The 22,930-nt window shown below is 67.1% G+C and carries 25 protein-coding genes and 1 tRNA gene; 20 read left to right on the top strand and 6 right to left on the bottom strand.

Annotated features, from left to right (window positions below; translation table 11 throughout):
* The first annotated feature begins 97 nt into the window (after positions 1-97).
* The 8 genes from BGO20_RS19685 (at position 98) to BGO20_RS19650 (ending at position 7,983) form a co-directional block, all read left to right on the top strand.
* Positions 98-760, top strand: coding sequence for a class I SAM-dependent methyltransferase (locus tag BGO20_RS19685; protein ID WP_291659167.1), 663 nt, complete (start codon positions 98-100; stop codon positions 758-760).
* A complete protein-coding gene (locus BGO20_RS19680) occupies positions 757-2,007 on the top strand; it encodes a glycosyltransferase (RefSeq protein ID WP_291659166.1) in 1,251 nt (416 codons plus the stop codon). The genes BGO20_RS19685 and BGO20_RS19680 overlap by 4 nt, the downstream gene beginning before the upstream one ends.
* Entirely contained in the window at positions 2,004-3,149 is a 1,146-nt protein-coding gene (locus BGO20_RS19675; protein ID WP_291659165.1) for a glycosyltransferase family protein, read from the top strand. The genes BGO20_RS19680 and BGO20_RS19675 overlap by 4 nt, the downstream gene beginning before the upstream one ends.
* Positions 3,150-3,317: 168 nt before the next feature.
* Complete coding sequence (gene cobS, locus BGO20_RS19670) at positions 3,318-4,301, top strand: cobaltochelatase subunit CobS (protein WP_291659164.1); 984 nt, start codon at positions 3,318-3,320, stop codon at positions 4,299-4,301.
* Positions 4,302-4,317: 16 nt separating this feature from the next.
* A complete protein-coding gene (locus tag BGO20_RS19665) occupies positions 4,318-4,668 on the top strand; it encodes a GFA family protein (RefSeq protein ID WP_291659163.1) in 351 nt (116 codons plus the stop codon).
* Between the two features lie 8 nt (positions 4,669-4,676).
* Positions 4,677-5,093: a GNAT family N-acetyltransferase gene (locus BGO20_RS19660; RefSeq protein WP_291659162.1), complete on the top strand. Its 417-nt coding sequence runs from the start codon at positions 4,677-4,679 to the stop codon at positions 5,091-5,093.
* A complete protein-coding gene (gene cobT, locus BGO20_RS19655; protein ID WP_291659161.1) occupies positions 5,090-6,988 on the top strand; it encodes a cobaltochelatase subunit CobT in 1,899 nt (632 codons plus the stop codon). Before BGO20_RS19660 ends, cobT begins: the two co-directional genes overlap by 4 nt.
* Positions 6,988-7,983 (top strand): esterase-like activity of phytase family protein, encoded by a 996-nt coding sequence (locus BGO20_RS19650; RefSeq protein ID WP_291659160.1) that lies wholly within the window; start codon positions 6,988-6,990, stop codon positions 7,981-7,983. The genes cobT and BGO20_RS19650 overlap by 1 nt, the downstream gene beginning before the upstream one ends.
* Positions 7,984-8,154: 171 nt before the next feature.
* Here the strand turns inward: BGO20_RS19650 and rpmB are convergent, their stop codons facing one another.
* A complete protein-coding gene (gene rpmB / locus BGO20_RS19645) occupies positions 8,155-8,442 on the bottom strand; it encodes a 50S ribosomal protein L28 (RefSeq protein WP_291659159.1) in 288 nt (95 codons plus the stop codon).
* Positions 8,443-8,732: 290 nt separating this feature from the next.
* Here rpmB and BGO20_RS19640 point away from each other — a divergent pair, with 290 nt between their 5' ends.
* Entirely contained in the window at positions 8,733-9,545 is an 813-nt protein-coding gene (locus BGO20_RS19640; RefSeq protein ID WP_291659158.1) for a DUF3108 domain-containing protein, read from the top strand.
* A 23-nt stretch (positions 9,546-9,568) separates the two neighbouring features.
* Here BGO20_RS19640 and BGO20_RS19635 read toward each other — a convergent pair whose 3' ends face one another.
* Positions 9,569-9,910: a DMT family transporter gene (locus BGO20_RS19635; protein ID WP_291659157.1), complete on the bottom strand. Its 342-nt coding sequence runs from the start codon at positions 9,908-9,910 to the stop codon at positions 9,569-9,571.
* The gene (locus BGO20_RS19630) at positions 9,907-11,091 is read right to left on the bottom strand and encodes a pyridoxal phosphate-dependent aminotransferase (RefSeq protein ID WP_291659156.1); all 1,185 of its coding nucleotides are present in this window, start codon (positions 11,089-11,091) and stop codon (positions 9,907-9,909) included. The genes BGO20_RS19635 and BGO20_RS19630 overlap by 4 nt, the downstream gene beginning before the upstream one ends.
* 247 nt (positions 11,092-11,338) lie before the next feature.
* Between BGO20_RS19630 and BGO20_RS19625 the strand changes: the two genes are divergently transcribed.
* The 7 genes from BGO20_RS19625 (at position 11,339) to denD (ending at position 17,645) form a co-directional block, all read left to right on the top strand.
* Positions 11,339-13,201: an IlvD/Edd family dehydratase gene (locus BGO20_RS19625; RefSeq protein ID WP_291659155.1), complete on the top strand. Its 1,863-nt coding sequence runs from the start codon at positions 11,339-11,341 to the stop codon at positions 13,199-13,201.
* A gap of 280 nt (positions 13,202-13,481) precedes the next feature.
* Positions 13,482-14,321 carry an isocitrate lyase/PEP mutase family protein gene (locus BGO20_RS19620; RefSeq protein ID WP_291659154.1) on the top strand — a complete coding sequence of 280 codons (840 nt, stop codon included), beginning with the start codon at positions 13,482-13,484 and terminating at the stop codon, positions 14,319-14,321.
* Positions 14,318-14,644, top strand: coding sequence for a hypothetical protein (locus tag BGO20_RS19615; RefSeq protein WP_291659153.1), 327 nt, complete (start codon positions 14,318-14,320; stop codon positions 14,642-14,644). The genes BGO20_RS19620 and BGO20_RS19615 overlap by 4 nt, the downstream gene beginning before the upstream one ends.
* Positions 14,641-15,342 carry a GNAT family N-acetyltransferase gene (locus tag BGO20_RS19610; protein WP_291659152.1) on the top strand — a complete coding sequence of 234 codons (702 nt, stop codon included), beginning with the start codon at positions 14,641-14,643 and terminating at the stop codon, positions 15,340-15,342. The genes BGO20_RS19615 and BGO20_RS19610 overlap by 4 nt, the downstream gene beginning before the upstream one ends.
* A gap of 2 nt (positions 15,343-15,344) precedes the next feature.
* Positions 15,345-15,800, top strand: a complete 456-nt coding sequence (locus tag BGO20_RS19605) for a GNAT family N-acetyltransferase (RefSeq protein WP_291659151.1) — start codon at positions 15,345-15,347, stop codon at positions 15,798-15,800.
* A gap of 15 nt (positions 15,801-15,815) precedes the next feature.
* Entirely contained in the window at positions 15,816-16,562 is a 747-nt protein-coding gene (locus BGO20_RS19600) for an SDR family oxidoreductase (protein WP_291659150.1), read from the top strand.
* Between the two features lie 102 nt (positions 16,563-16,664).
* Positions 16,665-17,645, top strand: coding sequence for a D-erythronate dehydrogenase (gene denD, locus BGO20_RS19595; protein WP_291659149.1), 981 nt, complete (start codon positions 16,665-16,667; stop codon positions 17,643-17,645).
* Positions 17,646-17,777: 132 nt separating this feature from the next.
* Here the strand turns inward: denD and BGO20_RS19590 are convergent, their stop codons facing one another.
* The 3 genes from BGO20_RS19590 to rplU form a co-directional block, all read right to left on the bottom strand.
* Positions 17,778-18,470 carry a GNAT family N-acetyltransferase gene (locus BGO20_RS19590; protein WP_291659148.1) on the bottom strand — a complete coding sequence of 231 codons (693 nt, stop codon included), beginning with the start codon at positions 18,468-18,470 and terminating at the stop codon, positions 17,778-17,780.
* Between the two features lie 155 nt (positions 18,471-18,625).
* Positions 18,626-18,892, bottom strand: coding sequence for a 50S ribosomal protein L27 (gene rpmA / locus BGO20_RS19585; protein WP_038363769.1), 267 nt, complete (start codon positions 18,890-18,892; stop codon positions 18,626-18,628).
* Between the two features lie 170 nt (positions 18,893-19,062).
* On the bottom strand, positions 19,063-19,554 hold the full coding sequence (rplU, locus tag BGO20_RS19580) for a 50S ribosomal protein L21 (RefSeq protein ID WP_291659147.1): 492 nt from the start codon (positions 19,552-19,554) through the stop codon (positions 19,063-19,065).
* 293 nt (positions 19,555-19,847) lie between these two features.
* Here rplU and BGO20_RS19575 point away from each other — a divergent pair.
* From BGO20_RS19575 to BGO20_RS19560, 4 genes are all read left to right on the top strand, one after another.
* Positions 19,848-19,937: transfer RNA gene (locus BGO20_RS19575), tRNA-Ser, on the top strand.
* Positions 19,938-20,250: 313 nt separating this feature from the next.
* Positions 20,251-21,000 (top strand): Crp/Fnr family transcriptional regulator, encoded by a 750-nt coding sequence (locus BGO20_RS19570; RefSeq protein ID WP_291659146.1) that lies wholly within the window; start codon positions 20,251-20,253, stop codon positions 20,998-21,000.
* A gap of 33 nt (positions 21,001-21,033) precedes the next feature.
* Complete coding sequence (locus tag BGO20_RS19565; RefSeq protein ID WP_291659145.1) at positions 21,034-21,303, top strand: DUF6894 family protein; 270 nt, start codon at positions 21,034-21,036, stop codon at positions 21,301-21,303.
* A 108-nt stretch (positions 21,304-21,411) separates the two neighbouring features.
* A complete protein-coding gene (locus tag BGO20_RS19560; protein ID WP_291659144.1) occupies positions 21,412-22,908 on the top strand; it encodes a sensor histidine kinase in 1,497 nt (498 codons plus the stop codon).
* Positions 22,909-22,930: the final 22 nt, after the last annotated feature.

The raw sequence follows: 22,930 nt of genomic DNA, 5'->3' as shown, positions 1-22,930 counted from the left end.
GTGAGCCCGGCGGTGGAGAGCGGCCGGCTCTGGCCTTTGCGCGGCAGCATCCCTATGGTCCGCGCTCCCCATCGAGCCATTGCCTCCCGAACGAACCATGACGCCAGAACCGCCCGTCGAGGCCTTTCACGACCTGCTGCGCGGCATGGCGGCGCTTTCCGGCAACCCGATTGTCGCGGATGTCGCCCGGCTCTATGGCAGGGGCGCGCCGCCGGACCTTTCGATCGCGTGCAATCACAAGCAGATCGCCTCCAAGAAATGGCTGGTCGAGGCACTGGCCGAGACCCTGCCGAGGCCGCAGGGACCGGTCTGGGTGCTGGGAGCCTGGTACGGCGTGCTCGGGGCGCTGCTGCTCGGAGACGAACGACTGCAGATCGAGAGTCTCGTCAGCCTCGATGTCGATCCGACCTGTGCGCCCGTGGCGGAGACGCTGAACCACCGCCATGTCGCGAGCGGGCGTTTCCGAGCCATGACTGCCGACATGACCGAACTTGACTTCGCCGCCTTGTCCCCGGCGCCCGGGCTGATCATCAACACGAGTTGCGAGCATCTCGACGACGTGCCGGGCTGGCTTGCGAGCCTGCCGGCGGGGCTGCCGCTGCTGCTGCAGTCGAACGACTATTACCGCGAACCCGATCATCGCAGTTGCGTGCCATCCCTCGACGCCTTCCGCGCGCAGGCGGGATTGGCCGAGATCTGGTTCGCCGGCGCGCGACCGACGAAGAACTACACCCGTTTCATGCTGATCGGCCGGCGATGACATCTGCCGCCACGCCACGCATCGCCATTGCGATGAAGGGCTATCCGCGCCTGTCGGAGACCTTCATCGCTCAGGAGCTGCTCGGCCTGCAGCAGCGTCAGCTCGCCTTCGAGATCTGGTCGCTGCGACACCCGACCGATGCGGACCGGCACCTGATGCACCGACAGATCACGGCGCCGGTGCGCTATCTCCCGGAGTATCTCCACGACGAGCCGGGCCGCGTGGCGCGTGGCCTGCTCGGCGCGCTAGGGCGGCCGGGTCTCTGGCGATTGCTGCCGGCGTTCCTGCGCGATCTCGCGCGCGACCGGACGCGCAACCGCTGGCGCCGTTTCGGCCAGGCCTGCGTGATGGCGCGGGAATTGCCGGCCGGCATCCGGCACCTGCATGTGCACTACCTCCACACGCCGGCCTCGGTGATCCGCTATGCCGCGCTGCTGCGAGGCTTGAGCTGGTCTTTCTCGGCCCATGCCAAGGATATCTGGACGACGCCGGATTGGGAGAAGCGCGAGAAGATCGCTGCTGCCGCCTGGGGCGTCACCTGCACGCAGGACGGGCACCGCGCGCTGGCGAGCCTGACCGCGGGGGAGGACAAGGTCGCGCTCCTCTATCATGGTCTCGACCTCGCGCGGTTTCCGCTGCCTGCGGCGCGGCCGGCGCGCGACGGTTCCGATCCCGCCGAGCCGGTTCGCTTCGTCACGGTCGGCCGGGCGGTCGCCAAGAAGGGCTTCGACGATCTGCTTGGAGCTCTGGCGCGGCTGCCCTGCGTGCTGAACTGGCGCCTGACCCATATCGGCGGCGGCGAGATGCTGCCGGCCCTGAAGGACCAGGCAACGGCCTTGGGCTTGGCCGAGCGGGTCACCTGGGCCGGGCCGAAGGCGCAGCATGAGGTCATCGCCGCCTTGCAGGCAGCCGACATCTTCGTGCTGCCGTCGAAACAGGCGGGCGACGGCGACCGCGACGGGCTGCCGAACGTTGTGATGGAGGCCGCGAGCCAGAAGCTGGCGATCGTCTCGACCGATTTCGCCGGCATTCCCGAGTTCGTGCGACACGGTGTGGAGGGCCTGCTCGTGTCGCCGGGCGATGTCGAGGCGCTCGCCGCCGCGCTGGCCGAACTGGCGGGTGCTCCGGAACAACGCACGGCGCTGGCCGATGCCGCCTTCCTGCGGCTGACGGATGCGTTCTCGGCCTCGGCGGGGCTCGACAGGATCGCTGCCAAGTTGCGCGCTTCTGCAGGCGAGGGCGCATGAGCGGCACCGCGCTGATCGTCGTCACGCATCTGCTCGGCAGCGGGCATCTGGTACGGGCGGCGCATCTGGCGCGGGCATTGGCGCGAGGTGGCCTCGCGGTGACGCTCGCCAGTGGCGGCATGAAGCTGCGACCGATGGAGGGGGAGCCTTTCGCCTTCGCGCAATTGCCAGCGGTCAGGACCGAAGGCGTCGATTTCCGGACTTTGGTCGACGAGGCAGGCAGGGCGGTCGAGCCAGGGCGGATGGCAGCCCGCACGGCGGCATTGCAGGAACTGGCGACGCGGCTGCGGCCGGATGTCGTCGTCACCGAGCATTTCCCCTTCGGCCGCCGGCAATTGGCCGAAGAATTCCTGGCGGTGATCGCCGCCGCGAAGGCGGCCAACCCGCGGGCCCTTGTCCTGTCGTCGGTGCGGGACGTGCTGGTGACGCCCAAGCCGGCGCGGATCGTGGAAGCGCAGGAGCGCCTCGCACGCCTGTTCGACGCGGTGCTGGTGCATGGCGAGGAGAGCTTCCTGCCGCTCGAACGATCCTGGCCGGTCGATGCCGCGCTCGCCGGCAAGCTGCGCTACACCGGCTATCTCGCCGATGTGCCAGCGCTCACGGCCGCGCCGGATCATGGCGAGATCCTCGTTTCCGGTGGCGGCTCCGCCGCCGCCCTGCCGCTGTTCGCGCTTGCCCTGCGGGCTGCACGGCTCGGGCCGGCGCGCTGGCGCTGGCGCGTCCTCGTCGGGCGCGGCGTGTCCGAGGAAGCCTTCCTGTGCCTTGCTGGCGCGGCATCGGACCGCGTCGTCGTCGAGCGGGCGCGCCCCGATTTCCCGGTGTTGCTCGCCGGCTGCGCGCTCTCGATCAGCCAGGCCGGCTACAACACCGTGCTCGACCTCGTCGCGGCACGGCGGCCGGCCATCGTCGTGCCCTTCGATGAAGGGGCGGAGACGGAGCAGGCGGTCCGGGCCGAGGCGCTGGAGCAGGCCGGGCTGGCGCTGTGCCTGCGTCTCTCGGGGTTGCGACCGCTGACGGCGGAAGCGCTGGTTCGCGCGATCGAAACACGAATCGGAGGGGCGGTGCCGGCTGGTGGACCGCGTCCCGACGATGCTGGACGCGCTGTCGCAGTGGTGAAACGGCTGCTCGACGAGCGGCGTTGATTCCTTCGGGACCGTGAGCCGGCATGCCCTTTGCGAGGGCCGGGGTGCAGCTTTGCGAATTGCCGCTTCCGGTCTTTCGCTCTAATGAGGAAGCATCCGCCTCCCTCCTCGGTCGGCACTGGGCAACCGGCAATTGCCGGCCACGGCCCTGCGCCCGGAGACAAGAAGATGACGACGACGACTGCGCCCGGCCTGCCCGACATGAAGCTGTCGGTGCGCCAGACTTTCGGGATCGACACGGATCTCGAGGTGCCGGCCTTCTCCGCAGCCGATCCGCATGTGCCGGATCTCGACCCGGATTACCGCTTCGACCGCGATACCACCATCGCGATCCTCGCCGGCTTCGCGCATAACCGGCGCGTGATGATCTCGGGCTATCACGGCACCGGCAAGTCGACCCATATCGAGCAGGTCGCGGCCCGCCTCAACTGGCCCTGCGTCCGCGTCAACCTCGACAGCCACGTCTCGCGCCTCGACCTCGTCGGCAAGGACGCGATCGTGCTGAAGGAGGGCAAGCAGGTCACCGAGTTCCAGGACGGCATCCTGCCCTGGGCGCTGCAGAACAACATCGCGCTGGTCTTCGACGAATACGATGCCGGCCGCCCGGACGTGATGTTCGTGATCCAGCGCGTGCTGGAGCAGTCCGGCAAGCTCACGCTGCTCGACCAGAAGCGCGTCATCCGCCCGCACCCCGCCTTCCGGCTGTTCGCTACGGCGAACACGGTCGGCCTCGGCGATACGTCGGGCCTCTATCACGGCACCCAGCAGATCAACCAGGGCCAGATGGACCGCTGGTCGATCGTCACCACGCTGAACTATCTGCCTCACGACAACGAAGTCGCGATCGTTCTCGCCAAGTCGAAGCACTACCAGAAGACCGCCGAGGGCAAGGACATCGTCAACAAGATGGTCCGCGTCGCCGATCTCACCCGCAACGCCTTCATGAACGGCGATCTCTCGACCGTGATGAGCCCGCGCACGGTCATCACCTGGGCGGAGAACGCGGCGATCTTCGGCGATATCGGCTTCGCCTTCCGCGTCACCTTCCTGAACAAGTGCGACGAGATGGAGCGCACGCTGGTGGCCGAGTTCTTCCAGCGCTCCTTCGGCAAGGAACTGCCGGAAAGCGCCGCGAACGTGGTGCTCAGCTAACGAGAGGACGCAAGCCATGGCGCAGTATCAGGGCAGCTGCCACTGCGGGCGGGTCGCCTACGAGGTCGAGACCGATCTCGGGCGGACGCTCACCTGCAACTGCTCCTATTGCCAGCGCCGTGGCTCGATCCTGACTTTCGCGCCGGCCAGCGCCTTCGCCCTGACCAAGGGCGAGGACGCGCTGACCGAATACCGCTTCCATACGCAGAAGATCCAGCACCTGTTCTGCGAGACCTGCGGCATCGAGTCCTTCGCGAAGGCGAACGGGCCCGACGGCACGCCGATGGTCGCGGTTAATGTACGCTGCCTCGCCGGGGTCGAGCCGACCGAGCTTTCGCCGACGATGTTCGACGGGCGCTCGCGCTAGGGGGAGCGATGGTCGCGATCACGGTCGAACCCGAGCAGGAGGAGACGCGCGCCGCGGTGCTGCGGGGCCTCAGCGCCCATAACCAGGACCGGGTCGGCCCGCGCAACGGCAAGCCGCTGACGATCAGCCTGCGCGACGCCAAGGGTGCGATTCTCGGCGGGCTGGTTGGCGAACTGAAGTGGGAATGGCTTCATGTCGACCTGTTCTGGATCGACGGGAACCAGCGCGGCACCGGCATGGGGGCGGCGATGCTGGCCCAGGCGGAGCAGGAGGCGAAGGATTATGGCGCGCGCGGCGTCTATCTTTCGACGATGAGCATCCAGGCGCCGGGCTTCTACCCCAAGCTCGGCTATCGCGAATGCGGCCGCATGGAGGATTATCCGGTGGCCGGTCAAACGCTGCATCACTTCACGAAGGCGCTATGAGCATCTCGAACCGCAAGCCCGGAACGCCGAAGGAAGCCCCGGCCGAGCCGCTGAAGCGGGCGATTTCGGGCGCGATGAAGGCGATCGCACGCAAGCCGGAGATGGAAATCGTCTTCGCCGCCGACAAGCCCTCGCTGGTCGGCGAGCGGGCGCGGCTGCCCGAGCCGCCGCGCAAGCTCACCGCCGGCGATGTCGCGATCCTGCGCGGCCATGCCGATTCGATGGCGCTGCGCCTCGCCTGCCATGACGCGGCGATCCATCGCCGTGCGGCGCCGGAGGGCGATGCCGCCCGCGCCGTCTTCGACGCCATCGAGCAGGCTCGGGTCGAGTCGATCGGGGCGCGACGCATGTCCGGCACGGCCGGCAACATCACCGCGATGCTGGAGGACCGCTACCATCGCGGCGGCCGCTATGAGGAGATCACCGATCGCGCCGACGCGCCGCTCGAGGACGCGCTGGCGCTGATGGTGCGCGAGCGGCTGACCGGGCTGAAACCGCCCAAGGCGGCCGAGAAGATCGTGGATCTCTGGCGCGAGCAGATCGAGGCCAAGGCGGGCGACGATCTCGACCGGCTGTCGAAGACGATCGAGGACCAGCGCGGCTTCGCGCGCACGGTGCGCGACATGCTGGCGGCGCTCGACATGGCCGACCAGACGGCGCAAGGCGACGACGCCGACGAGGACGAGGACAATCAGGACCAGTCCTCCGAGGATCAGCAGCAGCAGGAAGGCGAATCCGACCAGGAGAGCGGCTCCGAGCGCTCCGAGGTCGAGGTCAGCGAGGACGCGACCGAGGAACTGCAGGAGGGCGCCTCCGAGTCGACGGATGCCCCGGCCGGCGACTGGGAGGAGGAGGACGAGAACTCCGAATCCGAGGAGGCCGGCGAGGCCCCGCGCCCGCGCGAGGGCAAGAACGACGGCCGCCTGGCGACCGACTACAAGGCCTACACGACGAAGTTCGACGAGACGGTCACCGCCGAGGAGCTCTGCGACGCCGAGGAGCTGACCCGCCTGCGCGCCTATCTCGACAAGCAGCTCGCGCATCTCCAGGGCGTCGTTGCGCGGCTTGCGAACCGGCTGCAGCGGCGCCTGATGGCGCAGCAGAACCGCTCCTGGCAGTTCGACCTGGAGGAGGGCGCGCTCGATCCGGCCCGCCTGCCGCGCATCATCCTCGATCCGTTCCAGCCGCTCTCGTTCCGGCAGGAATCGGACGTCAACTTCCGCGACACCGTGGTCACGCTGCTGATCGACAATTCCGGCTCGATGCGCGGGCGGCCGATCACGGTCGCGGCGACCTGCGCCGACATCCTGGCCCGGACGCTGGAGCGCTGCGGCGTCAAGGTCGAACTGCTCGGCTTCACGACCCGCGCCTGGAAGGGCGGTCTGTCGCGCGAGGCCTGGCTGCAGTCGGGCAAGCAGGCGAATCCGGGCCGCCTCAACGACCTCAGGCACATCATCTACAAGGCGGCGGACGCCCCCTGGCGCCGCGCCCGCAAGAATCTTGGGCTGATGATGCGAGAAGGGCTGCTCAAGGAGAATATCGACGGCGAGGCGCTGGACTGGGCGCATAAGCGCCTGCTCGGACGGCCGGAGCAGCGCAAGATCCTGATGGTGATCTCGGACGGTGCGCCGGTCGACGATTCCACCCTCTCGGTCAATGCCGGCAATTATCTCGAGCGGCATCTGCGCCACGTCATCGCCGAGATCGAGACGCGCTCGCCGGTGGAGCTGATCGCCATCGGCATCGGCCACGACGTCACGCGCTACTATCGCCGCGCCGTCACCATCGTCGATGCCGAGGAGCTCGGCGGCGTGATGACGGAGAAGCTCGCCGAGCTGTTCGAGGAGGACGGCCCGGCTTCGGGGTCGTCGTCCGGTTCGCGCCGTCTGCACTGATGCGCCTCAGCCGTCGCGGCCTGCTCGCGGGGCTGGGTTCGCTCGCACTGCCGCGCGCGGCGCTGGCGATCGAGCAGCATCGCTTTCCCGTCGCGATCGGCGCCCGGCGCATCGCGGCCTTCGAGCCGCGCAACCCCGAGAAGCGGCGCTTCGGCCCCCTGACTTTCCGGGGCGGGCTGGCGCTCTCCTGCGGGCATCCGCGTTTCGGCGGCTTCTCGGGGCTGTGGCGTTCCGTCGACGGGCGGGAGCTCGTCTCGGTCAGCGATCGCGGCTACTGGCTGACCGCGAAGGCCGCGGCGGAAGGTGGCCGGCCAATCGCGCTCGCAGACGCCGAGATGGCGGCGATCCTCGGTACTTCGGGGCGCCCCCTGACCCGCTCCGGGCTGTACGATGCAGAAAGCCTCTGCATCGCCAACGGTGTTGCCTATGTCGGGATCGAGCGCCGGCACGCGATCGTGCGGTTCGACTGGGGCGCGCAGGGAATGGAGGCGCGGGCACGCTCGGTGCCTGTACCGGCGGAGATCAAGCGGCTGCCGCGCAACCGCGGGCTGGAGGCCCTCGGCGTCGTGCCGGGTGGACCGCTCAAGGGCGCGCTCGTCGCCGTCGCCGAGCGTTCGGGCAAGCAGGACGAGCCGACGCTCGGCGTCATCCTCGGCGGCCCGAAGCCCGGATTGTTCAAGGTGGCGCGGCACGACGGCTACGACATCACCGACCTCGCCTTCCTGCCTTCCGGCGACATGCTGCTGCTCGAGCGCTGGTATCAGCCGCTACGGGGCGTCGGCATGCGGATCAGGCGAATCGCCGGGCGCGATCTCAAGGCCGGAGCACTGCTCGACGGGACGTATCTGATCGAGGCGGATCTCGGGTTCGAGATCGACAACATGGAGGGGCTGTCGGTCCATATCGAGGATGGGCGGACGATTCTCACCCTGATCTCGGACGACAATTTCTCGTTCCTGCAGCGGACGCTGCTGCTGGAATTCGAGCTGGCCTGAGGGACGACGTCGTTGCCGAGATGGCCGGGCTCGTCCCGGCCCTCCGCATCTTGGTCCGGAAAGGCCGATTCACGGCGTGAATGTTCGCGATGCGGGCAAGCGCGACGACGAGCCAAGCACGAAAAAAGCGGCCTTGCGGCCGCTTCCTTCAAACCCGAAAAGGTCGCTCGCTCAGTTCGCGGCGAGCTTCTTCTCGAGGTCGCGCTTCAGCGAAAGCGCGCCGGTCGAGAGGTCGCCGGCCGCGGCCTTGAGCAGGAAGGCGTCGAGGCCGCCGCGATGCTCGACCGAACGCAGGGCGTTGGCCGAGACGCGCAGGCGCACCGAGCGGCCAAGCGCGTCGGACTGCAGCGTGACGTTCACGAGGTTCGGACGGAAGACGGTCTTCGTCTTGCGGTTCGAGTGGCTGACGAGGTGGCCGGTCTGGGTGGCTTTCCCGGTCAGTTCGCAACGGCGGGCCATGGTTATCGTTCCTTGCATCCCCGGGGGGCTCAAATAAAAATGCCGACACGCGACGTGCCGGCCATCGAGCACCGGAAGTCAAATTGAAGTCGCGGTTCCATAGCCAAGGCCGGAGCCTGCGTCAAGAAAAACTCCGGCCCCGGCGGCAGCCGTCCGCCAGCGTTAACGGATCGTAAAGCGCCGGGCCGGATGCTGATATGGAAAGCCGACCGAAAGCACCGCCAGGCGTCACGATTCGGGCGGATTCGCAGTGCATGTCGCGGCATGACCGGCCGCTCCGGAGGAACTGGATGAAGCCCGCCGTCGCATCGTCCCTGGCAGGTGTGATCTTCGCGACCTCTTTCGCCGCCCAGGCGTCGGCGGCATCGCTCGATGCCAGGTACGACGTCTCGCTGCTCGGAATCACCTTCGGCAAGGCGGGCTTGAGCGGCAATATCGACGGCGCCGCCTATAAGCTCGACCTCGTCGCCAAGCTCACCGGGGTCGTCGGCGGGGTCACCGGCGGGCGTGGCTCCGGTGCGGCGACCGGCGCGCTGGTCGGCGGGCGGCTTTCGCCGAAGACCTTCGCCGTCAGCTCCGCCAATTCCAGCGAGAGCCGCACGGTGCGTATGGCGCTCGCCGAGAACAGCGTGGCCGGCATCGATATCGAGCCGCCGATCGACGAGAAGCCGGACCGCGTGCCGCTGAGCGAGCGTGACAAGCGCAACATCGTCGATCCGCTCAGCGCCTTCATCATGCCCGTCAACGGCAAGGGCCGCGACGGCGCCTGCAATCGCACCCTGCCGATCTTCGATGGTGCCGCCCGCTACGACATCAAGCTGACGAGTGCCGGTACGCGCCACGTCAAGCTGGAAGGCTATAGCGGCCCGGTTTCCGTCTGCCAGGCGCGCTATGTCCCGATTGCCGGGCACAGGGCCCTCAGGCCCAGCACGAAGTTCATGGCCGAGAATCGCGACATCACCACCTGGCTCGCTCCGGTGGCGGGGACCGACGTGATGGTGCCGGTGCGCATCTCGGTGAAGACGATGATCGGCACGGCGGTGATCGAGGCGTCAAGCTTCAAGGTCGATCCGGGCGTGACGGCGAGCGCCGCGCGCAACTAGCGCGGCCTGCCGCGGCCGGCGCCTCAATGGGCCGCTGATTTCGAGAACAGGTTGATGACCACGACGCCGGCGATGATCAGCGCCATGCCGGTCATGGCCGGTGCGTCGAGCTTCTGGCCGAAGAGCACCAGCGCGATCAGGCTGATCAGCACGATGCCGATGCCGGACCAGATCGCATAGGCGATGCCGACGGGAATGGTCCTGAGCGTGATCGAGAGACAGTAGAAGGCACAGAGGAACGCGACGACCGTGACCAGCGACGGCACGAGCCGCGTGAACTCCTGCGAAGCCTTCAGCGCGGAGGTGCCGATGACCTCGCTGATGATCGCACCAGCCAGCCAGAGATAGCCGGGCGCGTCCTTCACGCGGCCTTGGCCTGTTCCAGAAAGCCCTTCATCCGCTCCAGCGCCGTCTCGATGTTCTGCAGCGAGTTGGCGTAGGAGAGCCGGATATAGCCCTCGCCATGAATGCCGAAATCGGGGCCGCCGATGGTGGCGACGCCGGCATCCTCAAGCAGCGCCGAGGCGAGCTTCTTCGCCTTCCAGCCGGTCTTGGAGACGTTCGGAAAGGCGTAGAAGGCGCCCTTCGGCGTGATGCAGGAGACGCCCGGCAGGCCGTTCAGCCCCTTCACCACCGCCCTCCGGCGCCGGTCGAACTCGGCGACCATGGCGTGGACGGCATCCTGCGGGCCGGTGAGCGCCGCGAGCCCGGCCCATTGCGCGGGGGCGTTGACGCAGGAATGCGAGTTTACCGCGAGCTTGCGGGCGTTGTCGTAGAGCGGCTTGGGCCAGACCGACCAGCCCATGCGCCAGCCGGTCATCGCATAGGTCTTCGACCAGCCGTTGAGCAGGATCAGCCGGTCGCGGATCTCGGGATAGCTCAGCAGGCAGACATGCTTCTCGCCGTCATAGACCATCTGGTCGTAGATCTCGTCCGACATCACCGCCACATCGGGGAAGTTGGCCAGCCCTGCGACGAGCTTGTCGATCTCCGCCTTCGGCGTCACGCCGCCTGTGGGGTTGGCGGGCGAGTTGATGATCAGCAGCCGCGTCCTCGGCGTGATCAGGGCGAGGGTCTCCTCGGCCGAGAAGGCGAAGCCGTTCTCCTCGCGGATCGGCACCGGGACCGGCGTCGCGCCGGTGTATTCGATCATCGAGCGGTAAATCGGAAAGCCGGGGTCCGGATACAGGATCTCGGCGCCGGGCTCGCCGAACATCAGGATCGCCATGAACATGGTGACCTTGCCGCCGGGCACGATCATCACGCTCTCGGGCGAGACCTCGACGGCGAAGCGCTTGTGCAGATCGGCGGCCACGGCCTCGCGCAGCGGCAGGATGCCGTTGGCCGGCGTGTAGCCGTGGTGGCCGTCGCGCAGGGCCTTCACCGCCGCCTCGACGATATGCTCCGGCGTCGAGAAATCCGGCTGGCCGATGCCGAGATTGATGATGTCCTTGCCCTGCCGCTGCAGTTCGGTGGCGCGCGCCAGCACGGCGAAGGCGTTTTCCTCGCCGATGCGGGCGAAGGCGGGGGCGACATGAAGGGGCATGATGGCCTCGACGTGAGCGTTTCCAACGGCCTGCATGCGGCCTTGGCCACAGTCTTCGCCGGAAAGCGAGCCGGGATGCAAGCCCGCCCGACCTCCGGACCATGCAGGGCGCGCATGAAAAATAGTATGATTTATCGTGACAAGGCCCCTTGCGGGCGGCCGGAACGAGCCGGATAATCGTCATATCGTTCTAAAGAAAAGAGCGCTGCCGCAGGGTTTTGACGGCAGCGCGGGAGAGGAGCGTCCGATGGCGAAGACCCCGGAGAGCAATGTGCCGCGGCAGGACCGCCCCGTGGCGATCCCCAAGCGGAAGGGCCGGCGCCGCATCAAGCCCGAGCAGCTTCGCTCGAAAGCCTGGTTCGACAACCCGGCCAATGCCGACATGACCGCGCTCTACATCGAGCGCACCATGAATTTCGGCCTGTCGCGCGAGGAATTGCAGTCGGGCCGGCCGATCATCGGCATCGCCCAGACCGGCTCCGACATCGCGCCCTGCAACCGGCATCATCTCGAGCTCGCGCCGCGCATCCGCGACGGCATCCGCGAGATGGGCGGCGTGCCCTTCGAATTCCCGATCCATCCGATCCAGGAAACCTGCAAGCGGCCGACCGCGAGCCTCGACCGCAACCTGCAATATCTCAGCCTCGTCGAGATCCTCTACGGCTATCCGATCGATGCCGTGGTGCTGACCACCGGCTGCGACAAGACAACGCCGGCGCAGATCATGGCAGCCGCGACGGTCGACATCCCGGCGATCGCGCTGCCCGGAGGGCCGATGCTGAACGGCTCCTTCCGCGGCGAGCGCACCGGCTCGGGCACCATCGTCTGGAAGGCGCGCCAGATGATGGCGGCCGGCGAGATCGACTACAAGGGCTTCGTCGATCTGGTCGCTTCCTCGGCGCCGTCCGCGGGCCATTGCAACACGATGGGCACGGCCTCGACGATGAATGCGCTGGCCGAGGCGATGGGCATGACACTGCCCGGCGCGGCGGCGATCCCCGCGCCTTATCGCGACCGTTACGAGATGGCCTATCTCACCGGCAAGCGCATCGTCGAGATGGTCTGGGAGGACCTGAAGCCCTCCGACATCCTGACGCGTGAGGCCTTCGAGAACACCATCGTCATCAATTCGGCGATCGGCGGCTCGACCAATGCGCCGATCCACGTCAACGCCATCGCCAAGCATATCGGCGTCAAGCTCGACAACGAGGACTGGACGAAGATCGGCTACGACACGCCGCTTCTGGTCAACATGCAGCCGGCCGGCGAATATCTCGGCGAGGACTACTATCGCGCCGGCGGCCTGCCTGCCGTGATCGCGGAACTGCTCGCCAAGGGCAAGCTCAAGCCCGCCATCACCGCGAACGGCCGGACCCATGAGGAGAACTGCGCCGGCGCCTTCTCGGGCGACCGCGCCGTCATCAAGGCCTATGACGAGCCGATGAAGAAGGAGGCCGGGTTCCTCAACCTCTCCGGCAACCTGTTCGACTCGGCGATCATGAAGACCAGCGTGATCACGCCGGAGTTCCGCAAGCGCTATCTGGAGAACCCGAAGGACCCGATGGCCTTCGAGGGCCGCGCCATCGTCTTCGACGGGCCGGAGGATTACCACCACCGCATCGACGATCCGGCGCTCGCGATCGACGAGCATTGCATCCTGTTCATCCGCGGCGTCGGGCCGATCGGCTATCCCGGTGCGGCGGAGGTCGTGAACATGCGGCCGCCGGACTACCTGATCAAGAAGGGCGTCACCGCGCTCGCCTGCGTCGGCGACGGGCGCCAGTCAGGCACCTCGGGCTCACCCTCGATCCTCAATGCCTCGCCGGAAGCGGCGACCGGCGGCGGGCTCGCGCTGCTCAGGACGGGCGACAAGGTCCGCATCGACCTCAACAAGCGCACCGCCGACATCCTGATCTCGGATGCCGAGCTGGCCGAGCGCAAGGCTGCGTTCAAGGCGGCGGGCGGTTACAAATATCCGAAGAGCCAGACGCCCTGGCAGGAGATCCAGCGCAAGATCGTCGACGAGCTCTCCGAGGGCATGGTCCTCAAACCTGCGGTCAAGTATCAGAAAATCAACAAGAAATTCGGCGTGCCGCGCGACAATCACTGAGCGATGTCACTCCTGGCTGCACTGCCGCATCAAGCGCGGCGGTGCAGCCGCCGGAGCGCTCTACGCGAGCTCGCTGCCAGCGCGGTACGCCATTCTTTCCGAAGGCGATCCCGCCTCTGCGCCGCGGCATGTTCTGCCGCAGCGCGTGCGGGACGACGCCGCGGCTATTCCGCCTGCGCAAAGACCCCCGCCGACGAATGCGCGGGGATGGGGCTGACAAACCGTCCGGCGCCCGACACTATGCCAGCCCGCGGTTCCCGCTGATCTGAAACGATTTAAAATGAGCTATTCCCCGCAGGTCGAATCGTTCCGCAAGCTGCATGAGGCCGGCTGCTTCGTCATGCCGAACCCCTGGGATTTCGGCTCGGCACGCTGGCTGCGCGGGCAGGGCTTCAAGGCGCTGGCCTCGACCAGTGCCGGCTTCGCCTTCACGCAAGGCAGGGCCGACCAGGATGTGCCGCGCGACATGATGCTCGCCCACATCGCCGAGCTGGTGAAGGCGGTGCCCGACCTGCCGGTCAACGCCGATTTCGAGAACGGCTATGCCGATACGCCCGACGGGGTCGCCGCCAATGTGAAGCTCTGCGTGGCGACCGGCGTCGCGGGGCTCTCGATCGAGGACGCGACGGGGCGGGAGGCAGACCCGCTCTATCCGTTCGAGCTGGCCGTCGAGCGCGTCCGTGCGGCCCGCAAGGCGATCGACGAGACCGGCTCCGGTGTCGTCCTGACGGCGCGAGCCGAATGTTTCCTGACCGGCCATCCCGAGCCGCTGAAAGAAGCGGCGCGGCGCATCGAGGCCTATGCGGCGGCCGGCGCCGACGTTCTCTATGCGCCGGGGCCCAAGACGGTCGCCGACATCCGCACCATCGTGAACGCCGCCGGCGGCAAGCCGGTCAACGCGCTGGTCTATGGCGATTTCGGGCTTACCGTCGCCGATATCGCGGCAGCCGGTGCGCGGCGCATCTCGATCGGCGGTGCGCTGGCGCGGGCCGCCTGGGCCGCCTTCATCGAGGCGACGCGACTGATCGCGGAGGAAGGCAGCTTCAAGGGCTTTGCCGGCAACGGTCCCTCGGCGCCGCTCAACCCGTTCTTCACCAAAGACCTCGCGGAGCGCTCATGAGCAACACGCTCCTGATCGCCCCGGCCTGGCTCGGCCGCAGCGGCCTCTGGATGGTTGATCCCAAGGGCCGGCGCAAGGCCGTCGATGCCGAGGATGCGGGCTTGTCCGACGAGCTTGCGGATCGGCTGGAAGCCTGGATGGACGCGTTCGACGCGATCTATGAAGAGGATGACGAGGCGCGCTCGCGCTTTCCCGATGCCGTCGAGCAATTGGCCTGGGAGGCGGAGGGGGCAGCCATCGTCGAGGCTATCCGCGGCGAGCTGGGGCCCGGGTGGACCGTGACCGCCGATCTCACCGGCTGGCAGGAGATGACGAAGCCATGATGCCGATGATCGCACCGCCCGCGCAGTCCATGCTTCCGGCGGACTGGAAGGCGCCGCCGTTCCCGCCGGCGAAGGTGCTGGAAGGGCGCTATTGCCGGCTCGAGCCGCTCGACGTCAGCAGGCATCTCGACGATATCTGGGCCGCTGCCGCAGGCCATGACGCAATGTGGGACTGGTTGCCGGCAAAGCCGCCGAAGAGCAAGGACGACTATCGCGCCCTGCTCGAGACGATGGCGGCTACCGCCGGCATCGTGCCGCTGGCCGTGATCGACAAGGCGGACGGCAAGGCCAAGGGCCATCTCTGGATCATGGAGATCAGGCCGGCCCATGGTGTCTTCGAGGTCGGCTGGATCACCTACTCGCCAGCCCTGCAGCGCACGCGTGTGGCAACGGAGGCGATCTATCTCGTCGGCGACTACGGCTTTTCGCTCGGCTATCGCCGCTATGAATGGAAGTGCAACAATCTCAACGAACCCTCTAAACGGGCCGCCCTGCGCTTCGGCTTCCAGTTCGAGGGCCTGTTCCGGCAACATATGGTCGTGAAGGGCGAAAACCGCGATACCGCCTGGTTCTCGATCCTCGATTCCGAATGGCCGGCGCGCGCGCGCGCCTTCCGGGCCTGGCTGGCGCCCGAGAATTTCGATGCCGAGGGCCGGCAGAAAGCCTCTCTCGCCGATCTCGCCAAGGCCGACGCCTGACGATGACGCCGCGCCGCGCCACGCCCGCCGATATTCCGGCCATCGTCGCGCTGACGGAGGCGGCCTATCTGCCTAACGAAGCGATCATCGGCGTGCCGTCGCTGCCGCGCCTCGCCGACTACAATGCGGTGCTGGCCGAGCATGAGGTCTGGCTGCTGGACAGCGCGGGCTGGCTCGAGGCCGTGCTGGTGCTGGAGATCGACGCCGACGATTTCACGATCTGGAGCATCGCGGTCTCGCCGCGCGCCGCAGGCCGCAAGCTCGGCGCGGCCCTGATGGCCTTCGCCGAGGAGCGGGCGCGCGGGCTCGGTTACGAATCGGTCCACCTCTACACCCACGCCAGCCTCAGCCAGCGCATCGGCTGGTACGAGCGCCTCGGCTTCACCATCACGCATCATGAGGAGATGGCCGACCGGCGCCTCACCCATATGCGCAAGACATTTTCTAAAGCCGGCTAAAAAGAGGACAAGAGCATGGCGGGTCGTTTGAAGGGCAAGGTCGCGGTGGTCACCGCAGCGGGGCAGGGCATTGGCCGGGCCATCGCGGAGGCCTTCGTCGCGGAGGGGGCCACGGTCTGGGCGACGGACAAGGACGTCACCCTGCTCGAGGGCATTCCGAAAGCGAAGAAGCGCAAGCTCGACGTGCTGTCGACCAAGGCCGTCAACGCCTTCGCCGAGAAGGTCGGGCCGATCGATATCCTCGTCAACGCCGCCGGCTTCGTCCATCACGGCACGGTGCTCGACACCGACGACAAGGCGTGGGACTTCTCCTTCGACCTCAACGTCAAGGCGATGCATCGCACGATCCAGGCCTTCCTGCCGGGCATGCTCGCCAAGGGGGCCGGCTCGATCGTCAACATCGCTTCCGGCGCCGGCTCGGTGCGCGGCATCCCGAACCGCTATGCCTATGGCGCGACCAAGGCGGCGGTGATCGGCCTGACCAAGGCGGTTGCGGCCGATTTCATCAAGAAGGGCATCCGCTCCAACGCGATCTGCCCGGGAACGATCCAGTCGCCTTCGCTCGACCAGCGCATCAAGGACCTGGCCGCCTCGACCGGCGTGACCGAAGCGGCGGCGCGCCAGGCCTTCATCGACCGGCAGCCGATGGGCCGGCTCGGCACGGCCGAGGAGATCGCCTGGCTTGCCGTCTATCTCGGCTCGGACGAGTCGACCTATACCACCGGCCAGATCCATCTCGCCGACGGCGGCTTCGCCCTCTGAGGCGCGCCGGACGCGCCGGCCTGCATGCCGTTCCGGCCGGAAGCCGGGATGGCTGCGGAACGCCGGCACTCAGCGGACATATAAGATATCAGGGAGGCAAGCGTGCATATCCTCGTTCTCGGCGGCGCCGGCATGGTCGGGCGCAAATTCATCGAGCGGCTGGCCCGCGACGGCGGGCTGGGCGGCAAGCCTGTCACGCGCGTGACCGCGCAGGACGTGGTGCCGGCCGCTCCGCCACCGGCTGCGCCTTTCGACTTCGAAACCGTGGTTTCCGACCTGTCGATGGAGGGCGAGGCCGAGAAGCTCATCGCGACGCGGCCCGAGGTCATCATTCATCTGGCTGCGGTCGTCTCCGGCGAGGCGGAGGCCGATTTCGACAAGGGCTACCGGATCAATCTCGACGGCACCCGCTATCTGTTCGAGGCGATCCGCAGGACGGAGGGCTATGCGCCGCGGCTGGTCTTCACCTCGTCGGTGGCGGTGTTCGGCGCTCCCTTCCATGAGAAGATCGAGGACGAGTTCTTCACCACGCCGCTGACGAGCTACGGCACGCAGAAGGCGATCGGGGAGCTCCTGCTCTGCGACTATTCGCGGCGCGGCTTCTTCGACGGTGTCGGCATCCGCCTGCCGACGATCTGCGTGCGGCCGGGCAAGCCCAACAAGGCGGCCTCGGGCTTCTTCTCCAACATCATCCGCGAGCCGCTCAATGGCGAGGAAGCCGTTCTTCCCGTCTCGGACCAGGTGCGCCACTGGCATGCCTCACCGCGCTCGGCCGTCGGTTTCCTCGTCCATGCCGCGACGATGGATACCGCGGCGATCGGTCCGCGCCGGGCGCTGACCATGCCGGGCTATTCCTGCACCGTCGCCGAGCAGATCGAGACGCTGCGCAAGGTGGCCGGCGAGAACGTGGTGAAGCGGATCAAGCGCGAGACGGACCCTGTGATCGACAAGATCGTTGCCGGCTGGCCGCAAAACTTCAACCCGCAGCGTGCCCTCGCGCTCGGCTTCAAGGCGGAAGCCAATTTCGAGGAGATCATCCGCGTGCATATCGAGGACGAGCTCCACGGCACCTTCGTGAAGTGACGCGGCAAGCCGACAGGTCGGCTGTGCCCCGACGACACAAACAAGAAATGCCCGGCGCTGAGCCGGGCATTTCATGTTGGGAGCCCTGCGAGCGACAGCCGGTCCGGATCCGGTCATCGCCTCCCGCGATCGTCAGGCCGGACAGGGCTCGGCCAGGGACTGCGACTGCTGCAGCCGGGGCGGAAGCTCGGGCTCCGGTGCGTCGGATGCCTCCTCGGCCAGCTCGGGCGCATGCGCCCAGCCGCTGGCACTCCAGCTCTTGAGCGCCGACCAGGTCGAACGGTCGAGGCGGAACTGCTCGCACGGGAACAGCCCGCCGCGTGCCGGCAGCGACTTCAGGAAGGAGCCCTCCGACCGGAAGCCGGACTTCTCCAGCACCCGCCGCGAGGCCGGGTTGATGACGCGGGTGTCGGCCTCGATCGCGGCCAGGTCGATCAGCGAGAACAGCGTGTCGATCAGGCCCTGCACCGCCTCGGTCGCATAGCCCTTGCCCCAATGCGGGGTGCCCAGCCAGTAGCCGATGAAGGGCACGCCGGAGGCCTGCTTGTGCGCGCCGATCATGCCGATCAGCTCGTTGGGCTTCGACCGCGGGGTGATGGCCAGCACGAGGTGCTCGCCCAACGCATTGCCCTTGCGGGCGCCGAAGATGAAGGGCTCGACCGCCTGGGATGGATAGGGATGGGGGATCGATGCCGTCATTTCCGCCACCGCCTTCTCGCCGGCCTGGCGAAGGATGGCGTCGGCATCGGCGATGCGGGGCCAGCGCAGCCAGAGACGGCGGGTCTCGAGCCGGAAGACATCGTCGCGGGTCAGTTCGGGGAACATTCTCGTCTCTCCGTCGGCGCAAACGAAAAAAGGGAGCTGGGACTTCGGTCCCATCTCCCCTTCGCTGACCTTCGGGAGACCCGTTTCGGGCCTTCTACCCTTGATCCGTTCGGTTCGATGGAACCGGCGGATCGAGAGAATTCCCTATCCGCCTTTTACTCTGCGGCCTCTTGGGCCGGGACTACGTTCACGAAAGCTCGGCCGAGTTTCGTCGTGAATCGGACGCGGCCATTCGTCGTCGCAAAGAGGGTATGGTCTTTGCCCATGCCGACATTGGCGCCGGCATGCCACTTGGTGCCGCGCTGACGAATAATGATGTTGCCGGCAACGACGGCCTGATCGCCGAAGCGCTTCACGCCGAGTCGCTTGCTTTCGGAATCGCGGCCGTTACGCGACGAGCCGCCTGCCTTTTTGTGAGCCATAACGCCCTACCTCAAAACTTGTCGTGTCTCTCTAACCCGAATCGGCGGCGAAAGCCACCCGTCTCGGATACGAAATGCCGGAGCACCATTCTGTCAGGAGCGACAGACCGGGACGAACAGTCTCGGCAATGGTGATCCGGCGCGGATTATCTGCGCCGGGAAATCCGGTCTCAGGCCTCGGACGCCTCGCCCTTGGCCTTCTTGGCAGGGGCCTTCTTGGCCGCGGCCTTCTTCGGCTTCTCGGCCTCCTCCTCGCCAGCCTCGGCCTTGGCGGCCTTCGGCGCAGCCTTCGCCTTGGCGGCGACCGGAGCAGCGGCGGCATCGGCCTTCTTCATCTCCGGCTTCTTGCCGCCGGTGAGGATGTCGGTGATGCGGATGACGGTCAGCTCGGCGCGGAAGCCGCGCTTGCGCTTCGAGTTCTGGCGGCGGCGCTTCTTGAAGGCGATGACCTTCTCGCCACGGGCCTGCTCGACGATCTCACCGACGACGGTGATCTCGGAAAGGGCCTTGGCGTCGAGCGTGGTCTTCTCGCCCTCGGTGAGCATCAGCACCGAGTCGAAGGCGACGGTGTCGCCGGCGTTGCCCTCGATCTTGGCAGCGGTGATCTTGTCGTTGGCGGCGACGCGGAACTGCTTCCCGCCGGTCTTGATGACTGCGAACATTTTGTCCTCCATGTTCGGCCCCGTCCTGTCGCGGCTTCCGGATGGAGGCCCGTGGGACGGCTTTTTGGCAGTCGATTGCGTGGTCTGGCTTGCTCTTGCCGGCATGCGACGCAGCGCACATGCCAAAAGAGATCGGGCGCGGGTTTCCCCGCGCCGGACGGTGCTCGATAGTCGGGCTCTTCGCGAAGGTCAAGCGGAAGCAGTCTCGAACGGTCGATTTCTCCTGTCCGGGAGGCTTGCCCCCCGGGCGCGGCTTGTGTAACAAGCGCCTCGCTTCGACCGATGGCGACCGCGGACAGGTGGCAGAGTGGTTGAATGCACCGCACTCGAAATGCGGCATACCTGCAAGGGTATCGGGGGTTCAAATCCCTCCCTGTCCGCCACCTCTCGCTGCTCTCCTGTTCGAATGCCATTCGGTTTGCCGTTTCTCGAGCGAGCGACCCTGCACGCTGGCCGTTTCTCCCTGCTCTCCCCGCGAAAACCTGGAATGAAAATTCCGTAAGGTCATCTTATGGAACGTGACGGGAACAAATGCAGCCCGGCCCGTGTGTCTGCGAGCTGTCATCGGCGAACCGGCTGCAGCCAACCCGGACCGGAGGCTCGCGCGGTCCGTTCCCGGAGAAAGCCGGCCCGAAGGCGAAAGCGGCGAGAGTTGCTGATAGGGTCATCGCGGATGATCAGGCGCAGCAGGACCGAATGGACAAGCATCACTATCTCGAACGGCTCGTTTTCAAGCTGGAAACGCATGTCTCCCTCCCGGCGGCCGAGCGGCGGAAGCTCCTCGACCTGCCGCTGACGTTGAAGCGCTTCGACGCCGGCCAGGACATCGTCCGCGAGGGAGAGCTCACCAAGCAGTGCTGCCTCGTCGCGGAAGGGCTGGTGTGCCGCTACAAGATCGTCGGCGACGGCCTGCGGCAGATCCTGTCGCTCCACCTTCCCGGCGACATTCCGGACATCCATTCCCTGCTCGTCGAACGCATGGACCACAGCCTGGGTGCCTTGACCCCGGCAGTGATAGGCCTGATCCCGCATGAGGCGGTCCGGACGCTGACGCGTGCCCATTATCGGATTTCCGAGGCCTTCTGGCGGGAAACGCTGATCGAAGCCTCGATCTATCGCGAATGGATGGTGGGCATCGGCCGCCGCTCGGCTCCGAGCCGCATCGCCCACCTGTTCTGCGAGTTCATCACCAAGATGACCGCCATCGGACTGTCCGACGGCGTGACCTGCACCCTGCCGTTGACGCAGCCCGAGATCGCCGACGCGCTCGGTCTGTCCACGGTGCACATGAACAAGAAGCTCCGCGAAATCAGGGAGGCCGGATTGGTCCGGCTGCGGGCCAACCGGCTGACCGTCCTCGATTGGAAGGGCCTCTGCGAGCTGGCCGATTTCGATCCCGACTACCTGCACCTCCAACCCGAGGCCGCCAAAATCGATCCGCAGTGAGGAACAGCTTGGCCCCGGCCGCATTGGGCAGATATGCCCAGCTACTTCTTTCACACGCGCGACGGAGAGAAGCTCGACATCGACGAGGAGGGCACGGATCTCCCCGACGACCGGAGCGCGCGCCATGCCGCCAAGGAACTGCTCGCAGCCCTCAATCGCGAGCGCCTGCCGAACGGCGATGAGATGTCCCTGTCGGTGATCGTGCAGAACGCCGAAGGGGCCGAGATCTACGTGGCAAGCCTGCATTTCGAAGGGCGTCGGGGCGCCCCCGCTCACGCCGGGAAGCACGACGAGACCAGCTGAGGCGCCGCTCGCCACTCACAGAGCGGCGCGGATCGCAATGTCATTTGCTATTGCCCGCTATGCCGTGATTGGCGAAGAGAGGATGCATCTCTCCTACTGGTCTTCCGCATGCCTATCTCCCAGGCGTTCTTCCAACGCTCGAACGCCCTGCTCCTGGCCGTCGGCATCGCTGTGCTGGTCGTCATCGTCGCAACGTCGCTATGGCTGACGGCCGCGAGCGAGCGCTATTTCGGCGAGGTGACGGCAGCCCGCGCCGTGCGGAGCGCCTCCGCCGACCTCCTGTCGCTGGTCCAGGATGCCGAGACCGGCCAACGCGGTTTCCTGCTTACTCGCGATGAAAGCTATCTCGAGCCTTACACCGCCGCCGTCTCCCGACTGGCCGATCAGCGAGTCCGGCTTGAACAGGCGGCGGCCCGGCTGCGCGAGGTCGACCCGATCCTTCAGCGGGTGACCGGCGCGCTCGACCGCAAGATGGCGGAGCTAGCCGCCACGGTGCAGGCGACGCGCCAGGGCGATGTCGAGGCGGCGACGGCGCTGGTCCGCAGCGGAACCGGCAAGCGGCTGATGGATGAACTGCGCGCCGACCTCAATGCCATCGTGGCAACGTCGGAAACGGAATTGCGGGAAGCGATCGACGCGCAGCTGACGGCTTCGAACAGGCTCCGCTGGACGACGATTATCGGCGCCGTCCTCATCCTGGCCATGGCCGGTGCGGCGAGCTGGACCATCATCAGCTATACCCGCGAGCTCGTCGCGGCGCGCCGGGAGGTCGAGGTCCTCAACATCGGCCTCGAAGAGCGCGTGCGCCAGCGCACGGATGCGCTGGTCAAGGCCAATGAGGAGGTGCAGCGCTTCGCCTATATCGTGACGCATGACCTGCGGGCGCCCCTGGTGAACATCATGGGCTTCACCAGCGAGCTGGAGGCTATGTTCAAGCCGATCGACGCCTATGTCGAAGCCGGAGCCGCGGCCTCTCCCGAGCAGAAGGCCGCGGCGGAGGAGGCCTTGCGGGTCGATGTCGCCGAGGCGATCGGCTTCATCCGCTCGTCGACGCGCAAGATGGACGGTCTGATCAACGCCATCCTCAAGATCTCGCGCGAGGGGCGGCGCGAATTGCGAGCCGAAAGCGTCGACCTCGCCGCGCTGATCGAGACGGCGGCGGGTGCGGTCCACCATCAAGCGAGCGCGGAGGAGGACGGCGGGATCGCCGTCGACTCGCAGGTTCCCCGAATCGTCAGCGACCGCCTGTCGCTCGACCAGATCATGGGCAACCTCCTCGACAACGCCATCAAGTACCGGGCGCCGGATCGTCCGATCCGCATCGCCGTCCGGACGCGGCGAGAGCGGCGCGGCTGGGTGACGATCGAGATCGAGGACAACGGCCGCGGCATCGCGGCGAGCGACCACGAGCGCGTCTTCGAATTGTTCCGTCGCTCCGGTGCGCAGAACACGGCGGGCGAGGGCATCGGCCTCGCCCATGTCCGCACGATGGTGCGCAATCTCGGCGGCGACATCGCCGTGCGCTCAGAACTTGGAAAGGGCACGACCTTCACCGTGACCCTGCCCCCCGACCTCGCGGCCTACAGACGGAGTGCCGAAGCGTGACCAATGGAAAGCCCGTCTCGAT

Source organism: Allobosea sp. 67-29, assembly GCF_001898115.1.
Lineage (GTDB): Bacteria > Pseudomonadota > Alphaproteobacteria > Rhizobiales > Beijerinckiaceae > Allobosea.
Note: the sequence above shows the minus strand (reverse complement) of the source record. Positions and strands in the feature narration are given on the sequence as shown.

What these genes read in the sequence shown, in the direction of transcription:
- BGO20_RS19685 (WP_291659167.1), top strand. Translation starts at nt 98, where the DNA reads ATGACGCCAGAACCGCCCGTCGAGGCCTTTCACGACCTGCTGCGCGGC.
- BGO20_RS19680 (WP_291659166.1), top strand. Translation starts at nt 757, where the DNA reads ATGACATCTGCCGCCACGCCACGCATCGCCATTGCGATGAAGGGCTAT.
- BGO20_RS19675 (WP_291659165.1), top strand. Translation starts at nt 2,004, where the DNA reads ATGAGCGGCACCGCGCTGATCGTCGTCACGCATCTGCTCGGCAGCGGG.
- cobS (WP_291659164.1), top strand. Translation starts at nt 3,318, where the DNA reads ATGACGACGACGACTGCGCCCGGCCTGCCCGACATGAAGCTGTCGGTG.
- BGO20_RS19665 (WP_291659163.1), top strand. Translation starts at nt 4,318, where the DNA reads ATGGCGCAGTATCAGGGCAGCTGCCACTGCGGGCGGGTCGCCTACGAG.
- BGO20_RS19660 (WP_291659162.1), top strand. Translation starts at nt 4,677, where the DNA reads ATGGTCGCGATCACGGTCGAACCCGAGCAGGAGGAGACGCGCGCCGCG.
- cobT (WP_291659161.1), top strand. Translation starts at nt 5,090, where the DNA reads ATGAGCATCTCGAACCGCAAGCCCGGAACGCCGAAGGAAGCCCCGGCC.
- BGO20_RS19650 (WP_291659160.1), top strand. Translation starts at nt 6,988, where the DNA reads ATGCGCCTCAGCCGTCGCGGCCTGCTCGCGGGGCTGGGTTCGCTCGCA.
- rpmB (WP_291659159.1), bottom strand. Translation starts at nt 8,442, where the DNA reads ATGGCCCGCCGTTGCGAACTGACCGGGAAAGCCACCCAGACCGGCCAC.
- BGO20_RS19640 (WP_291659158.1), top strand. Translation starts at nt 8,733, where the DNA reads ATGAAGCCCGCCGTCGCATCGTCCCTGGCAGGTGTGATCTTCGCGACC.
- BGO20_RS19630 (WP_291659156.1), bottom strand. Translation starts at nt 11,091, where the DNA reads ATGCCCCTTCATGTCGCCCCCGCCTTCGCCCGCATCGGCGAGGAAAAC.
- BGO20_RS19625 (WP_291659155.1), top strand. Translation starts at nt 11,339, where the DNA reads ATGGCGAAGACCCCGGAGAGCAATGTGCCGCGGCAGGACCGCCCCGTG.
- BGO20_RS19620 (WP_291659154.1), top strand. Translation starts at nt 13,482, where the DNA reads ATGAGCTATTCCCCGCAGGTCGAATCGTTCCGCAAGCTGCATGAGGCC.
- BGO20_RS19615 (WP_291659153.1), top strand. Translation starts at nt 14,318, where the DNA reads ATGAGCAACACGCTCCTGATCGCCCCGGCCTGGCTCGGCCGCAGCGGC.
- BGO20_RS19610 (WP_291659152.1), top strand. Translation starts at nt 14,641, where the DNA reads ATGATGCCGATGATCGCACCGCCCGCGCAGTCCATGCTTCCGGCGGAC.
- BGO20_RS19605 (WP_291659151.1), top strand. Translation starts at nt 15,345, where the DNA reads ATGACGCCGCGCCGCGCCACGCCCGCCGATATTCCGGCCATCGTCGCG.
- BGO20_RS19600 (WP_291659150.1), top strand. Translation starts at nt 15,816, where the DNA reads ATGGCGGGTCGTTTGAAGGGCAAGGTCGCGGTGGTCACCGCAGCGGGG.
- BGO20_RS19590 (WP_291659148.1), bottom strand. Translation starts at nt 18,470, where the DNA reads ATGTTCCCCGAACTGACCCGCGACGATGTCTTCCGGCTCGAGACCCGC.
- rpmA (WP_038363769.1), bottom strand. Translation starts at nt 18,892, where the DNA reads ATGGCTCACAAAAAGGCAGGCGGCTCGTCGCGTAACGGCCGCGATTCC.
- rplU (WP_291659147.1), bottom strand. Translation starts at nt 19,554, where the DNA reads ATGTTCGCAGTCATCAAGACCGGCGGGAAGCAGTTCCGCGTCGCCGCC.
- BGO20_RS19570 (WP_291659146.1), top strand. Translation starts at nt 20,251, where the DNA reads ATGGACAAGCATCACTATCTCGAACGGCTCGTTTTCAAGCTGGAAACG.
- BGO20_RS19565 (WP_291659145.1), top strand. Translation starts at nt 21,034, where the DNA reads ATGCCCAGCTACTTCTTTCACACGCGCGACGGAGAGAAGCTCGACATC.
- BGO20_RS19560 (WP_291659144.1), top strand. Translation starts at nt 21,412, where the DNA reads ATGCCTATCTCCCAGGCGTTCTTCCAACGCTCGAACGCCCTGCTCCTG.